The organism is Sphingomonas sp. GC_Shp_5 (genome assembly GCF_026540855.1).
Taxonomy (GTDB): domain Bacteria; phylum Pseudomonadota; class Alphaproteobacteria; order Sphingomonadales; family Sphingomonadaceae; genus Sphingomonas.
The window spans coordinates 31,054-45,497 of sequence record NZ_JALNUP010000016.1 but is presented as its reverse complement, the minus strand read 5'-3'; the positions used below and the strand labels follow the sequence as shown (position 1 = coordinate 45,497).

Annotated in this window: 16 protein-coding genes; 2 read left to right on the top strand and 14 right to left on the bottom strand. The window is 62.6% G+C overall.

The window, feature by feature from the left end; translation table 11 throughout:
• Positions 1-3 precede the first annotated feature (3 nt).
• The 13 genes from virB10 to OXR60_RS13365 all read right to left on the bottom strand — a co-directional run bounded on the left by virB10 (position 4) and on the right by OXR60_RS13365 (position 11,632).
• On the bottom strand, positions 4-1,320 hold the full coding sequence (gene virB10, locus OXR60_RS13425; RefSeq protein ID WP_267396422.1) for a type IV secretion system protein VirB10: 1,317 nt from the start codon (positions 1,318-1,320) through the stop codon (positions 4-6).
• Between the two features lies 1 nt (position 1,321).
• Positions 1,322-2,329 (bottom strand): TrbG/VirB9 family P-type conjugative transfer protein, encoded by a 1,008-nt coding sequence (locus tag OXR60_RS13420; RefSeq protein WP_267396421.1) that lies wholly within the window; start codon positions 2,327-2,329, stop codon positions 1,322-1,324.
• Between the two features lies 1 nt (position 2,330).
• Positions 2,331-3,008 carry a type IV secretion system protein gene (locus tag OXR60_RS13415; RefSeq protein ID WP_267396420.1) on the bottom strand — a complete coding sequence of 226 codons (678 nt, stop codon included), beginning with the start codon at positions 3,006-3,008 and terminating at the stop codon, positions 2,331-2,333.
• Between the two features lie 429 nt (positions 3,009-3,437).
• Positions 3,438-4,484 (bottom strand): type IV secretion system protein, encoded by a 1,047-nt coding sequence (locus tag OXR60_RS13410; RefSeq protein WP_267396419.1) that lies wholly within the window; start codon positions 4,482-4,484, stop codon positions 3,438-3,440.
• Positions 4,485-4,544: 60 nt separating this feature from the next.
• The gene (locus tag OXR60_RS13405; protein ID WP_267396418.1) at positions 4,545-4,754 is read right to left on the bottom strand and encodes a hypothetical protein; all 210 of its coding nucleotides are present in this window, start codon (positions 4,752-4,754) and stop codon (positions 4,545-4,547) included.
• Between the two features lie 71 nt (positions 4,755-4,825).
• The gene (locus tag OXR60_RS13400; protein WP_267396417.1) at positions 4,826-5,548 is read right to left on the bottom strand and encodes a type IV secretion system protein; all 723 of its coding nucleotides are present in this window, start codon (positions 5,546-5,548) and stop codon (positions 4,826-4,828) included.
• A gap of 1 nt (position 5,549) precedes the next feature.
• Positions 5,550-7,916: a VirB4 family type IV secretion/conjugal transfer ATPase gene (locus OXR60_RS13395; protein WP_267396416.1), complete on the bottom strand. Its 2,367-nt coding sequence runs from the start codon at positions 7,914-7,916 to the stop codon at positions 5,550-5,552.
• Positions 7,909-8,244 carry a VirB3 family type IV secretion system protein gene (locus OXR60_RS13390; protein ID WP_010219630.1) on the bottom strand — a complete coding sequence of 112 codons (336 nt, stop codon included), beginning with the start codon at positions 8,242-8,244 and terminating at the stop codon, positions 7,909-7,911. The genes OXR60_RS13395 and OXR60_RS13390 overlap by 8 nt, the downstream gene beginning before the upstream one ends.
• A 1-nt stretch (position 8,245) precedes the next feature.
• Positions 8,246-8,566 (bottom strand): TrbC/VirB2 family protein, encoded by a 321-nt coding sequence (locus OXR60_RS13385; protein WP_267396415.1) that lies wholly within the window; start codon positions 8,564-8,566, stop codon positions 8,246-8,248.
• 21 nt (positions 8,567-8,587) lie between these two features.
• Positions 8,588-9,952 carry an LPD7 domain-containing protein gene (locus tag OXR60_RS13380; protein ID WP_267396414.1) on the bottom strand — a complete coding sequence of 455 codons (1,365 nt, stop codon included), beginning with the start codon at positions 9,950-9,952 and terminating at the stop codon, positions 8,588-8,590.
• Complete coding sequence (locus OXR60_RS13375; RefSeq protein WP_267396413.1) at positions 9,949-10,545, bottom strand: lytic transglycosylase domain-containing protein; 597 nt, start codon at positions 10,543-10,545, stop codon at positions 9,949-9,951. Before OXR60_RS13375 ends, OXR60_RS13380 begins: the two co-directional genes overlap by 4 nt.
• Positions 10,542-10,895: a hypothetical protein gene (locus tag OXR60_RS13370; RefSeq protein ID WP_267396412.1), complete on the bottom strand. Its 354-nt coding sequence runs from the start codon at positions 10,893-10,895 to the stop codon at positions 10,542-10,544. Before OXR60_RS13370 ends, OXR60_RS13375 begins: the two co-directional genes overlap by 4 nt.
• Positions 10,892-11,632 (bottom strand): muramidase, encoded by a 741-nt coding sequence (locus OXR60_RS13365; protein ID WP_267396411.1) that lies wholly within the window; start codon positions 11,630-11,632, stop codon positions 10,892-10,894. The genes OXR60_RS13370 and OXR60_RS13365 overlap by 4 nt, the downstream gene beginning before the upstream one ends.
• Positions 11,633-11,942: 310 nt before the next feature.
• Between OXR60_RS13365 and OXR60_RS13360 the strand changes: the two genes are divergently transcribed.
• Positions 11,943-12,584, top strand: coding sequence for a helix-turn-helix domain-containing protein (locus OXR60_RS13360; RefSeq protein ID WP_267396410.1), 642 nt, complete (start codon positions 11,943-11,945; stop codon positions 12,582-12,584).
• A 287-nt stretch (positions 12,585-12,871) separates the two neighbouring features.
• On the opposite strand, the gene OXR60_RS13355 is transcribed toward OXR60_RS13360, so the two are convergent.
• The gene (locus tag OXR60_RS13355; protein ID WP_267396409.1) at positions 12,872-13,129 is read right to left on the bottom strand and encodes a helix-turn-helix transcriptional regulator; all 258 of its coding nucleotides are present in this window, start codon (positions 13,127-13,129) and stop codon (positions 12,872-12,874) included.
• A gap of 402 nt (positions 13,130-13,531) precedes the next feature.
• On the opposite strand from OXR60_RS13355, the gene OXR60_RS13350 reads away from it, so the two are divergent.
• Positions 13,532-14,392: a replication initiator protein A gene (locus OXR60_RS13350; RefSeq protein WP_267396470.1), complete on the top strand. Its 861-nt coding sequence runs from the start codon at positions 13,532-13,534 to the stop codon at positions 14,390-14,392.
• The last annotated feature ends 52 nt before the right edge of the window (positions 14,393-14,444 follow it).

Below are 14,444 nucleotides of genomic sequence, written 5' to 3'. Positions count from 1 at the left end.
CGCTTAGCGCCTCAATCCCACGTCATAGACCGAGCGGAAATCGAAGTCCTTGGCGACAAAGATCGCGGCTGTGTCGCCCTGGTTCTTCTTGAGGATCGGCCTGATCTGCATCGTCTGGTTAAGGACCGTCGATCCCGTGTTGCTAGGAACCTGGGTGGTGTTGCTGCCCTCACCGGCCAGCGACCGGCTTGCGATCTGCGAGGCATCCTCCAGCACCGAGATTACCAACCCCACCCCGAACCGTGCCCAGAACTGGGTATCAACACCGCCGGCCAAGCCGGCGCGGCCGAGGCTATCAGCCGCGGGCGACCCGAGATCGATCGCTACGCCGCGAGGCGTCAGCGCGCGCGTCCACAGGACGAAAAGCCGCGCCTGACCCTGTGTGATACCGCCCGAATATTGGCCGAGCACCTTGGTCCCCTTGTCGAGGAGGACGATGCGGCCGTTCTCGGAATAGACGTCGTGATTGATGACGCACGACACAAAGCCCGCCTGGGTCGAATTGATCGCCGTCTGGAGCGTGCAGGGGATAACCGTACCTGCGCTCAGGAGGAGATTGCGATCGGCGACCATCGTCGCCCGCACCGTCTGGATCGACGCATGGCCGAGCTGATCGCTGAAATCGGTTGTACCCTTGCCCGCCGGTCCGGATTCCTCATTGGGAGCGCCAAAGCCACTAGCCCCGAAGCCCTGCCGTCCAGCGGTCGTTTGACCACCTGGCCGGCCCTGGCCATCTTCTTGGCCCGCCCCATGTTGCTGGGGCTGCGCCTCGGCCATCGATGTGCCCGGAAGCGCCGCTGCCGAGGTGCCGGTAGTGCCGAACGCCATGATCGGCGACCGGCGAGCGGCATCCGCCATCGTTCGCGCCGCCTCGGCGCGACGCTGCTCGGGAGACTGCTGTCCGTTCGCGGGCGTCGTCGACGTCGATGTCGCCGTAGCCGGCACGACGCTGCCATCAGCGGCGACAGTCGGCTGTCCCGGCGTCGGGCGGATGGGCCGGCCAAAAATATCGGTCTGGACGCCCGGTTGGCCAAGTTGCCCTGCCAGTGCCGCCCGCTGCGCGTTCTGCGAGCCCATCACGTCGTCAACCGACCGCTCGCTTGCCTTGGCCGGCTGCGCCGCGGCCGTGGCACTGGCGCTGTGGTGAAACGCGCTATAGCCGATCATGATACCGCCCATCGCGCCCAAGAGGCCGATGCCGGCGCCGATGAAGGCGATATTGCCCCAACCGCCGCTGCGCGCGACTACGGTATCCTGCTCGCCGGGGGGAACGGTGTCGACGGCGACATCGCCGCCCCGGTCAATCACATTGCCGACCATCTTACTGCCCCTTCACTTTGCGTTCGACGACATTGGAAACGGTGCCTGTCCGGTCGCCGCGATCGTTGCGCAAAGGCGCCTCGTTGTAGACGCAAAGGACGGTCGTCCCGCGCCTGAGGCGGAGCTGCCGATAGACGGCGTGGATCACCACGAAATCCTCCCGCACATCGTAGGGGACGATCGTCTCGGTCCCATCGACGTCGACGGCGAAGATCGACGGAATGTCGGCGTGCCCGGGATACCGCAGCACCGTGAACTCGCCATTGTCGGAGATCTCGGTCGGCTGAAGCGCGGAATCGCCTTGCACGGTGTATTTCATGTTCCGCGTTCCCTCGATCACGGCATGATCGAGCGCCGCTTGCGCCACGTTGGTCTCTACAGACTTTGCGGCCTGGGCCTGGGCGAGCTGAACTTGCAGCGCCGCCATCGCACGCTCCTCGCGCGGGTAGCGGAAGCGTACGCCGTACATGGTCTCGCCAGTGCCAAGCGTCAGGTTGAAGTGGTAGGTCCGCGGCGCTCCGCCCGCGTTCGTGACAACGATCAGGTTCGTCCCGCCCGCCCGCTCGCGCGGCTTCAGGAAGACGATGTTGCCGACCGGCGCGATCTGCCAGGAAACCGTGTCGCCCAAGGCGGCTTGCGTGACCGTCTCACCGGGGCCGAACTGGATCTCGATCGCATGGCGGAAGCTGCCGACGATCGTCACCACCTGGTCGGGATCATAATCCACATTGCGGACGCGCGCGTCCTTGCCCCCGGACACAGGCGTCTCAGAGGCGTATGCGGCGTGCGGCAACAACGTGACCGCCGCGGCTCCGACAACCGAGAAGGCGACTAGCCGGTGCCAGATCGCACCGACGCCGCGCCAAAAGCGGCTCCTCGCGCCGCTGTCCGTGACCACCAGCTTGGTCGCCGGCGGCGATAGACGCGCGCCGAGCTTCTTACGCATCGCGGGCATGAAGGGAACGACGACACGATCGCCATCGTCCGAGGTGTTCGGCTGATTGCTCATGTCACGCCTCCGGGTCAGAGCGGTAGTTGACGACCTGGAAGCCGAGCGGATTGATGTTTCGATCCTTCTCGTGCTCCGGCGCCGTGGTGTATTTGAAGGTCATGATCGCGTTCCAATTCTGCGCGACCGGCGTGTTTTGACCAAAATTGATGATCTTGGTGTAGCGGACCTGCGCGACCGTCGGGCTCAGGAAGCTGATCGACCGGATCGCGATCGAGACGTACCCTTTGTCGCTATAGATATTGGAGGGCGCGTTCTTGTTGCCCGACTGGACGCTGTTCAGGTAGCGCCCGCTCTCGGCCTGATCGCTCATTAGCATTACGGCGTAGGCGTTCTCGCGGGCAGCATCGTTCAGCCAGCCCTCGCGCAACCGCACATATTGCGAGATGAAGTAGCGGTTGACCGCGTCCTCATAGGTCCGCGGCTGCGGGCCCTTGAGGGCGGTCACGACCTCCGTTTCGCCGGAGGTCTTGTCGACCCGGATCACATAGGGTTCGACAGTCTTCAACGGTGCCAGCATTGCGACCGCGCCGACCGACACCACCGCAAGAGCGCAAGCGCCTGTCGCGATGCCCCAGGCGAGGCGCTTCGACTGGATCGCCGCGCGCATCCGGTCGTATTCCCACGTCCGAGACGTCTCGAAATATTTCTCTTTATCTTCGACCTTCACCGCGCCCATCGCGTCGATCCCTTCAGCACGAGAAGTAGGTAGGCGCAGCGTCCCGTAGGGACGTGCGCGGCGCCGATCGCGGCACGTTCATCGCACCTGGCGCTGACGTGGCTGACGGGGTGCTTCCGGTGCCTGGAGCAGGGCTAGAGGCCGGCGCGGGAGCCGGAGCCGGCGCACCCGTTGGCGGTGCCACCATGGATTGCCCGACGCCTTGCTGCGATGCCGGCAGCGGCACCGGCAGGCTTGGCAGAATGGAGCCGTAGAGGTTGGCCGGACGACGATGCTTGCCGTCACAAACCGCAGGCGACTTGATGTGAGTCCCGGTGCAGCCGCTAAGTGCGAGCGCACCTAACGCCACGATAGTAAGCCTTTTCATACGGTCTCCGTTCGTATCGTTCCGCGCGGGCGGCTCCGAAGTTGATGAGTGAAAAGTGATGCTCAGCCCCCCCGGCCAGAGCGCGACGCCGACCCCCCGGTGCTGCCCGAACTCGCGGTCGCCCGAGGTTGGGTGGCGCGACGGAACATGAGACGATTGGTCATCATGTTCGCGCCGGTTTGCAGGAAGCCATGACCGCCCGAGGACGCGCCGCCCGCAATGCCTGCGGCGATCGCCGGCGACTGGAAGAAGAAGATCGTTCCGACGATGTAGATCGCGCAGCAGCACAGCGTTGCGACGATCATGACACCCGCTTTCAGCGTGATGTAGTCGTTCTCCATGACGAGGAACGATGATCCGTCAGCAGGGATCGAGCCCATAATGCCATCCATCGTGGCCTCTTGCAGCCCGACGATGAACTTCGTCATGATCGCCATAACGACCATGAGAAGGACAAAATTGACGGTCTGCTTGAGCCAGCCATCGAACAGCCAGCGTGACGAATTGAATAGCAAGGAGGCGAGCGCGAGCGGCGCAAGCGCTACGCATATCGCTACCGACAGCTTCGCAAATATGACGATACAGAAGCCGATGCACGCCGACGCAAAGGCAAAGGCATAAAGCACACCGACGCATAGATAGGTGACGAGGGTTGCCCCGAGCTGGATCACAGGCGTCCGAAAGTCGGTGAAGCCCTTCTGTTCTTGCGACTGAACCTGCCCGTTCGCGGCGATCAATTTCCCCGCCACCTTGCCGGTATCGGAGACATACGTGTCGAAGGTCGTGCCCGGGTTGGTGACGGGCGTGCCGGATCCTGCGGCGATGATCTCGCTTGGCAGATTTGTGACCACATTGACGACAAAGGCCGAGTACCCGACCGCACTGGCGGCAGCGAGAGCGAACCCGACCTTACCCGCCTGAAACACCAGCTCGCGGAGCGGCGCCTGAATTGCGCCGCGAAGCACGGCGAAGCCGAGCAGCAGGAAGTAGATGGTCGCCGCGAGCGCCAGCGGCGCCGCGACGAAGCTCACCAGTCCCGACCCGAAACTCGCGACGGCCGTTGTTATGGCGCTCTCGACATACGTATACATCGTCGTGAACACGGTCATGAGATTGGTGGCAGGCATCGTGTCGGGTTCCGATCTTCAGCGATCCAGGCTCAGCGCGAGCTATTTCTTTCTTCGAGTGTTCTGCTCGAAGAAGTCGGCCTCCTCGTTGGTGGCCTTAGTTACTGACAGGGATCGCGCAGCTTCGCGGGTCGTGAAGCAGAGGTTGTCTTTTTGATCGGCTGGAAGATGGCTATACTCTCCCGTGTCGCACTTCGCCCGCCACTCAGAAAGCAGTTGCGGGTTCGCCTTCAACTCCTTGGTCGTGGGCACCACGACGTCTTGCTTTTGTTGGCACCCACAAACGACAAGCAGGGCACAGAGGAGGAGTATATTGCGCATCATCACTTCCTGATTGTGTTGGCTTCGAAAAATGCCGCCTCATCACGCGTCGCGGCGACTTGTGACGCGCTTATCTGCAAGTTCGCCTGACCGGCCTGCGCCATCTGGATCGCCTGCATCTTGAGCATGTCGTTTTGGAGCTGTGCCTGCTCGACCGAGATCCGCGCTTGCAGATCCATCACGTCCTTGGGATCCTTGGCGCTGGAGAGTTGTTCGCGGAGCTGATCGAGGCCCTGCATCCGCGTTTGCGTCAGACTGAGCGTGTTTTCGCCGAGCGCAGCGGTTGCAGCGGACGAACCCGTCGCATCCTTCAGCGCCTGAGCGTAAGCCGCGTCTGCGGTCGAGCCCGTCGACGACAGCCCGTATTTAGCCTGCATACTCGTCGCCAGCGAGCTGAGCGAACCGAGCTTCGTCAGATCCCCGCTCAACAAGGTCGAGGCATCGATCGTGGTATTCGGCAGGATGTTGCGAACCTGCGAATTGAGGAGCTGCGGCGCGATGTTGTTCACGTTGGTCAGCTTCGAGAGCGAGTTGAACGTGTTCGTCGCCTGCGTGATCTGCTGCTCACCCTGCTGGATCATCGTGGCGGTGTGCTGCACCGTCGCGAGCGCCTGGAGGTAGCTCGAGGAATCGAACACAGGGATGCCCTGGGCCGAGGCCGGTGATGCGAAGGAAGCGAGCGCAACCGGCGCGCTCGCGAACATGATGATGCGCTTGAACGACATGTCAGCTTCTCCTCTGGTTGGCATAGAAGTGCGGCAGCCACGCCGCGGGATCGGTGCCCGCATGGGCAATGGCCTCCTCCATGGCGACGAGCGTTTCCTCGCGGCCAGAAAGCACTTTCAACTCATTGGGCATCCCGCCGAGGTCGAGCTTAGCGACGATCGACGTGTGCCCCTGCTTCACCAGAAAGGTCCGACTTTCCGGCGTCAGATCCTCGCGGATGAGCCGGTACTCAGCGTCCGTCAGACCAAGCCCATCGCAATAATCCGACCGCTTGGCTTCCGAGTTTGGCAGCAGGATCTTGGTCGCCGACTGTTCGATAATCGAGTGCGCGATCGGCGAGCGCAGCGCGTCGGCCGGCGACTGCGTGCCGAAGACCATGAAGGCGTTGCGCTTACGGAAGGTCTTGAGGCCATCCTGCGCGAACGCACGGAAAGCCTCGTCCTCCAGCGCCTTCCAGAACTCGTCTACGTCGACGACGACCCGCTGGCCATTCAGCAGCTCGTCGACGCGGTGGAAGAGATACAGCATCGTCGGCGTGCGGATCTCCGGGTTCTCCAGGAAATCCGTCATGTCGAAGCCGACGAACCGCGCAGCCATCGACACTTCGTCTGCCGGGCCATCGAACGCCCAGCCGAGCGGGCCACCCAGGCACCAGCGTTCTAGCCGCGCACCGATGCCCTCGGCATCTGAGTAGCCCAGCATCTCGCGCAGCGCGCTGAAGGAGCGCGATGGCGCCGGCAGCCGCATCACGGCCTCGATGCCCTCGTCGATCATTCGCTCCTCGGCAACGCTCAACGGGCGGTGTTCGCGACGCACCAGCACGCGGATAAACTGGCGCAGGAAGGCGATGTTATCGGGGGTAGGTGAAAGACCTTTGAGCGGCGCAAATCCGGTCGGCTCGCCGTTGCGCAGCGCAAGGTACGTCCCCCCGCAGGCACGGACGAAAATCTCGGCGCCCCGGTCCTTGTCGAAGAAGACCTGCTTGGCGCCGGTCTTCTCGAGCTGCGCCTGCAGGAAGTTTTGCAACACGGTCTTACCGCCGCCCGTCGGTCCGATGATGAGCGTGTGACCGATGTCGGCGCGGTGGAAATTAAACCAGAAGGAGGAACCGGCGCGCGTCTTGAGCAGCGTGACCGCTTCGCCCCAATGGTTCCCGGACTTTCGCCCTGCAGGGAACGTGTAGAACGGGCTCAGCGCCGCGAAATTGCGGCTGTTGATGACCGCTGGCCGCGCTCGCATTTTGAAGTTGCCCGGGAGCTGCGCCCAGAACGCGGCTTCCAGCGCCACGTCCTCGCGCGCCATCACCATGCCGGTATCGGCCGCAGCCGATCGCGCAATGGACAGGCGCTCCAGCAGCCGCTTCGGGTTCTCGTCGATCACCGCGATCGACAGGTGATGCTCACCCATCGCGAAGCGGTTCGCCATGAGATCGTCCACGCCGTCGAGAAGCTCTTCGGCCTGGCTGACGCCGGCGTCGTCGGACGACACCATCTGCTTGTACTTTTTCGTGAACCGCTCGCTCGCAACCGACTTCACCAGCGGCGCGAAACTCTGCGTCAGCACAAACGGGAAATCGAGCGTCAGCAGGCTATTGAACTGCCCGGTCCGCGTTGACGCGACATACTCGCGCACCCCGAACATACCGAGGTAATGCGACTTGTGGGGCAGACGGATTTCGGCCGCCTCGCGTCCGAAAACCACCCGTGACGTGTAGAGCGCCTGACCCAACCGACCATCGAGCAGGGGCACACGGATGCGGTCGCCGGTCAGGATGAAGTGCAGCACCTCCATCGGACGTGAAAACATCACGCCATTATGCTCGTAGAGCGACAGCGGCTCGGGCGAAACATCGGCGAGAAGGGATTCGAAGTCGCGGCACTTGTCCGCCATGATCGTCAGCGCGCGGTCATCGATCTCGCCGCTCGCGCTGCGCTTCGTGAAGATCTTCAGCAACTGGTCGCCAGCCATCTGCGACGGCCGCACGAGGATCGTGACATAGAACTCGTTGTGGTAGAGGACCTTCTCCTTCAGCGTCTCGGCGTAGCGCTCCTGCAAGCCGCGCGCGAAATCGGAGTGAAACTCCCCTTCGAGGATCGGATCGGTCGCCGTTCGAACGAGATGGGTCCAGAGCGCAACGCGATCGTCTCCGATCGAGCGCCACGCGATGTTGAGCTTGTTATGCCAAGTATTGAGGTCGGCAATGTCGCTGGTCTCGAACGGCCGCCCATCGACGCGATACATGCGCATGAGCGAGCCGTCTTCGAGAGCGACAAGCGTGTCGTCGATGTGCCGCGTGTACGGGATGAACTTGATGTCATCCGCCTCGCGAACGGCGATCTTCTTATGCTTTAGCTTGAACTCAGTCATTGCCGAACTGCTTCCGCTTCACGCCTTTGGCGAGGCGGACGGGAGAGTAGCTCCCGCCTCCCCAGAACTTGCGATTTTTGGACAGGAAGCCGGTCTGGAACCACAGGCCCCACAGCCGGAACGCATTGAAGTCGTAGTGAGCGATCATGCGCGCCGGGAAGTAGAGCGCCCCGAACAGGGCCAGAGGGTAGAAGGGATTATGCATCACCCCCCAGAACACCATGCAGACCATGATGATCGGTAGGATTGCCTCGAGCGGCAATCCCATGAACACCGACGGCCTGGTCAGAGCGAGGAAGACCTTATCCTCAGCGAGCCTGTCTTCCATCTCAGGTTCCCGTTCCGCCCATCCAGGTGATGATGGTGGTCGCCGAGAAGATGATGCCGATGCCGATCAGCACCGTCACCGCGCGACCCCAATCCATCCGGCCGGTCAGCTTGGCGTAGCCGACCGCCATAATCGCGATCACGCCCACGACCGAGGCGACCGTGGTCATCCAGGTCTTGATCGTGCCGAGGCCGGTCTCGATGGACGTCTGTGCAAGAGCGGGCTGCGCGATCGAGATCAGAGCAAGCGCGCCGGCGAAACCGACAACCTGCCGAGCACGGGCATCCGACATCAGCCGGCCCATATTCGTAGTGAATTTCATACGACTCTCCATGGCTTGGGTTTACCTCTCCAGGTCGGGGGTGCGCTGGGGTGGTTCGATTTGCCGAACTGGCGTCGGCTCACGCACCGAGACATCAAGGCCGCGCCGAAGCACGTCCGAGATCATTTGACGGCTCTCGAGGGTGGCGGCCGTCACGCGGCTCGCATCACCATCGAAGGCCTGACTGAGGTGCTTTTCCATGGTCGCCTGCGCCTCAAGCGCACTGGCGAGCCTCGGCTCGGCCGAGATCCGCTCGGCCGCGCCATGTAGAAACAGCTCCGCTAACTCTTCGCTCTCATGCCGCCGCTCGGCCGCGGCGTCGTGCTCGCGCTCTTCCCGGACGATCTGCGGCTCGGAGGCAGGCTCCCGCTCCGGCGCGCGTGTCGATTCAGCGACTTGCGCGTCTTCGCGATCCGCGACCAATTCATCGGCTGCGCTAAGGCCCGCACCATCTTTGGCGATGTCGTGCCGATTTCGCCCGGAGCGAACGAGGTAGACCGCATCCGCGACCTCGTTGTCCCACGCCCCCTCACGCGCCAACTGCCTCAGATCGTCGGGCTCGTATCCCGACTTGGAGAAGGAGCTGACCAGCGTTGGGCTTTCGAGCGCCCGCTCTAGCGCGCCTTCGAGCGCCTCACGGTTCAGGTCGAGGCGCTCGTACTGAAACTCGCGCTCCATCGGGTCCATGCCCTCGCGCACGTTCTCGGTTAGCGCCTTGCGGTCCTGGGTGAAGCTGCTCAGCGTCAGCAGCAGTCGGCGATCGCTGTCCGACAGCTCCACGCCGTTGCTCGCCGTCGCGCGATCCTGCGGGTCCGCAACGCGATCAGGATCGACCGGCCTCGCAGCAACGGTCGGCTCACCAACCTCGATCGCGGATTTCGGCACCCCTTGCTCAGGCGTAGGCGCCGGTGCGGCTTGTTCGGGCGCCGGGGTCGGCGCTTCAGGTGCAGCTCGGTCGCGACGCGCAGCGTCGGAGCGGCGCAACTCTTCCATGCGTGCCTGCTCGCCGAACTCGGGCTCATAGCCACGGACGGTCAAACCCTCGCGCGAACCTGCCGCCCACACGGCTTTGCGAAACTCGGGCGATCCATCGACGTCGATGCCCTCCCAGCCATTGTGCTTGGCGATCTTCACCAGCGCGGCGATCGTCTCCGGATCCTCGTTGCGCGCGACGATGCGATCGCCATTCCCCCCGATTTCGATCGACGGAATGTCGCGATCCTTGGGCAGGAACATCCCGACGCGGCGCTCGCTGCCGTCGGTCGGCTCGATCACACGCACTTGGTACTGGGACGCCAGATCGGGCGGCAGTTGGAAATTGGACGGCTGCTCGGCAGTCGCCTCCGGATTGCGGCCGCCCCGCGAGGCGGTATTCTCGGTGCTCACTTGAACACCTCGACGTCGGTAGAGGCGATCTGCCCAACTACCCAGCTCTCGCTCTGCGAGGGCGCTTTGGATGGAGCGGCAGTCGCAACGCCGCTCGGCAATGTTGGGATCGGAGGCGGCGCGGCAATCGAGCCCATGCCGCTCGCGGCCGACCAGACCCTGCCAACATAGCCGTTGCGGAAGCCGCGCGTTAGCGTGCCGGTGTTGTAGAGCGAATAGGTCGCTGAGATTGCGTCCAACCCGCTGTAGTGCCGGCTCGCCAGCCCATAACCCTCCTGCAGCATCGACGAGGCGAGCCGCAGGTTCGTGCAGGGTTCGAACGCCTGCTCGACAGTGACGCCGAGCCGCGTGAAATTGGCCGAGTTTACCTGGGCCAACCCCACGTCGACCGTGTAGCCCGCTGCCATGTAGTGGCGCACCAGCGCGGCGCCTTCCGCGACCGTGCTGGCGCGTACGCGCGGCCCGCGATTGACGTTGATCGACAGATCGTCGCCGCCACTCTCGGTCACAACCAGCGGCACCACCGCCTCGGTTGCGACTTCAGGCGCGCATTGCTGCGCGAGCGCAGTGATGGCGGCGACAGCATGGATCATTGCTGCGTGACCGTCTGGTAGCGGGTGTCGAGCGAATAGCGCGACGTGGTGCCGTCGGTCTGCGTCACGGTCATGGTGTACCCGTGCTTTGCCGACTTAGTTTTGATGCCGACCCCCGTGCAGGAGGGAAACCCACCGCCCGTCGCCAGCGCGTTCCAGAGTTTCGTGATCGGAGGTACGCACTCCGCGTACTTGGTCGGCGATCCCGGCGTCGCGAGGCAGAGCACCACCTGGCACCCCCAATCCGAGGCGTAGGCAGGTTGCGGTGCCGCAACCGTCACTACGCCGGCCGCGCACAGCGCGAGCGCGCCCGTGCCGCCTCCCAGCTTGTTCATCAGACGTCCGATCATGAGCCACCTCCATGAGCTGCGCGCCATTCCTCGCTCGCGAACACGTCCCATTGCGGGGGCGCCTTCACAGCGGAGACGAGAGCCGAGGCGGGCGCAGGGGGCGCCTCAGGATCCAGGGGCGTCGTCGAGGACGGTTCGTCGGCTTGTGCGACGTTGACAATCCAGTCCTCGTCCTCCTCGATTGGCCGCGTCCGGTCGATGACCTGTCCGGGCCGCGCAAAGGCGACATGCCAGTGATTTGAGTGGCCACGATCGCCCGGCCCCAGCAGCTCAATCAGGCGAATGCCGCTTTGCCCCATGAGCGCGCGGATCTGGTCGCGGTTGATCGAGTTGACCCCGCCCGCAGGCACAAAATCGACCGCCTGGCCGTATTTGTGCCAGCTATACCGCGCGCCGTAGCTCGCGTTCATCGGACGGATCGTGTCGGTGATCCGCGCGCCAAAGGTGCGGCGGACAAGAGCCGCCACGTTCGAGACTGACGGCGTGCCCAATGGGCCAGCAGGGGATTGGCCGTCATCGATGTGCGCGAGCGCGCAGGCATCAAAGACGGACGCGGGTGTGATACCGTAGGTCGCAAAGTCGCGACCCGCGATCTCCAATGGCCCTGCGGTAAAGTCGGCGCCCAGCGCAATCAGATCACGCACCGTCGCCTCAGCGTCGGCTGCATTAACCGGCTCTCGGCTCAAGGTCGCGCCGGTGTGAACGGTGATCGCAAAGGCCGTGGGTGGCGGGCTCATAGCGGCCCCAAACCCCGCTGCGCAGAGCTGAATCGCCTTTGCCGTGAGCCCTACTGGAAGCAAGACTGCTTCTCCGTCACCCTGTGCAGGAATGTCTTATGATCGAAGGTGTACGGCGTTGCAACACCCATTCCGGACGAGCCGGCATGATTGCCATTGGCTTACCGGTACGGAATCAGCCGAAAGGAGGTGTCGTGGTGAGGTTGCTCAACGGTGCCGTGTCGCATAGGAAATGGCCCTTTAAGAGAGTCCGGACCGACAGGATTCCGCGCTCTCGCAAGCTGAGGCGTCTCGGGCAAAGGGCAGAAAGTTGAGAACTACGGTCGCTTTCCTCGCCGAAACCCCAGGCTCGGCGTCCGTCCAATCTCAAGAAATATGTCTCAAGCCGGACGACGTTCGGATCTTCGCTGGCCGCAAGACCTTCAACCAACTCGGCGACATACTCGCCCGCAAAGGCATCCGGCTCGCACCAGGCGATCGGGTAAAGGTCCACGACCTCTCGTGCCTTTCCCAGACGACCCCCATGCTCATTCGCGCGGTCGCCAAGCTCCTCAAAGCCGGCGTCAGCTTTGAGCTTTGCTCCCCTGCGATCGTCATAGAACCCAACGGCGACGATCGGCTGCACACCCTACTCGACGCGCTGGATACGCATTATCGGCACATGCACGGTATCAAGACGCACCCGCCCGAAATGGCGCAGGCCGGCCGAAAACGTATCCTTAGTCCAGACAAGCTGCCTGAGATCCGCGCGAAGTTGAACGAGCCGGGTGCCACGACGACAGATGTCGCGAAGGCGCTAGGAGTGGGACGATCCACCCTGTTCAACTATCTCGAACGGTACGACCTCGATCGGCGCGTCAACCGGCAGAAAAAGAGCGTAGGCAGCGGTCCCGAGGACAGCAGCGATCAAGTCGAGGTCCCGGGACCTGACCCGCACAGGACGCGCGTCTAAGATTGCTACGACCTGTTTGGCGGGAAGTTCGACTTTTTCCGTTAGATCCTGAGCGGAGAGACCCCTTGCCTTGAGTAAAGTTCGGATGCGGTCCGCGACAAGGGACCGCCATTCTACGCTAGCCGCCACACCAACTCCCTCGGTTTCCCCCCAGGGTCCCCAGGATTCGACCTCCCAGAAGGGCGTCTTTTGTGAGCGCCGCTAAGTTGCTAATGTTTCTAATTATGTCCCGGCGCGTCGGCAACGAAAAAGAATTGCCTTAAAACCTTCATACTGGATGCTTTTTGTCAGGCGCTCTGTTCGGTCTCGGGACGCAGCATGTCCCAGATTTGTAAACCGACGGTATCGGCCAGCTTCACCATCATATCGATCGTCGGGTTTGCGCGGCCATTTTCGATGTAAGAAATGTAACCCGGAGCGATCCCCGTTCGCTCAAAAAGCTGGGCCTGGGACAGCCCAAGTTCTTTCCGGCGCTTCTTAAGCCGCAAGCCGAAAATAACGGCAGCCGGCTGAGTAATCTCCTCTAGGTGGAGACATTTGGGCATTGAACGTATCTCATATATCGAAGTGGCCACTGCCATAGGGCCGTGTTCTCGCAAGCACTCTATACCGAAACGACCCTGTTGGCACCTGAATTAAGCTTAACGCTGCGTTCGCCAGCGTCGTTTCGAGCGTCCAGAATCGAACAAATGACATTGTAGGACTAACCAATAAGCTGCTATGCTCCTCGGCATGACGCCGTTTGAGATCCAATCCCTTGAGCAGGAGCGAAACACGCCTTGCGCCAACGGTTGGCGAAAACACGAAGGCCGCCAGAGACATCTTCAAACGGTTGCCGAAAGCACGAACTTTCGCGCTCGAATCCCCGTTTTAGGAGGGCTATGGTCGCGGGGCAGGTCAATCTTCGTGTTTTCGCCAACCGATTGGCTGCCACCCGGAAGCGAACCATGAGCCAAGCCGTAATACCCCAAGGCGACCTTTTCGCTCTCGACAGCCCGCTGCTGACCGAGGTCCGTGGCGAGCAGTCGCTCATGGCCTTCCCTTTCTTCGCGCTCAGCAAGGGCAAATGGACCAAGCCACTCGCCTATAAGAGCGATGCGGTGTCGATCGAGATCACCGCGACGGCCAAGGGCGTCGCGACCATCTACGACAAGGAAGTCCTCCTCTACATCGCCAGCCTGATGGTGGCGAAGCTAGAGGCTGGCGTTGATGTCAGCCAGGAGTTCTACTTCACCGCCCACGACCTGTTCCGGATCACCGGGGTCAGTGGATCGGCCCGATCCTACTCAAGGCTTTCAGACGCCTTGGAGCGCCTTCAGGGCACCCAGATAAAAACCAACATCGAGGCCGGAGGCGAAGGCCAAGCCGGCTTCTTCTCATGGCTCTCCGAAGCGCAACTCCATTATTCCAAGACCAAGACCGGGGTTAAGCGCCTCAAAGCCGTCAAAGTGCGGCTATGCGACTGGCTATACCGCGCGATTCTGCGCGATCGACGTGTTCTTGATTATGCCTCGAGTTACTTTCAACTCGGCCCGGTCGAGCGCCGCCTGTACGAGGTAGCGCGTTCCGCGTGCGTGCATGGCGCGATCGACGTCGATCTGGACGAGCTTCGCCTCCAGCTCGGTTATCAAAGCCCGCTCAAGAGCTTCCGCTTCGAGCTGAAGCGGATTGCCGATGAAGACGTCATTCCTGGCTACGCGTTCGATCTTGTGGAAAGCGCAGCAACATCGCCCAGCGGCCGAACACGTCGAAATGCTGGCGCGATGCGTGTGAAGATCACGCCACGCGCACTACTCGCGGCGGCTTAAACAAACCTCGCGCCGAATCACGAATCGGATTGCGGGCTGCCGGCTCTCGACT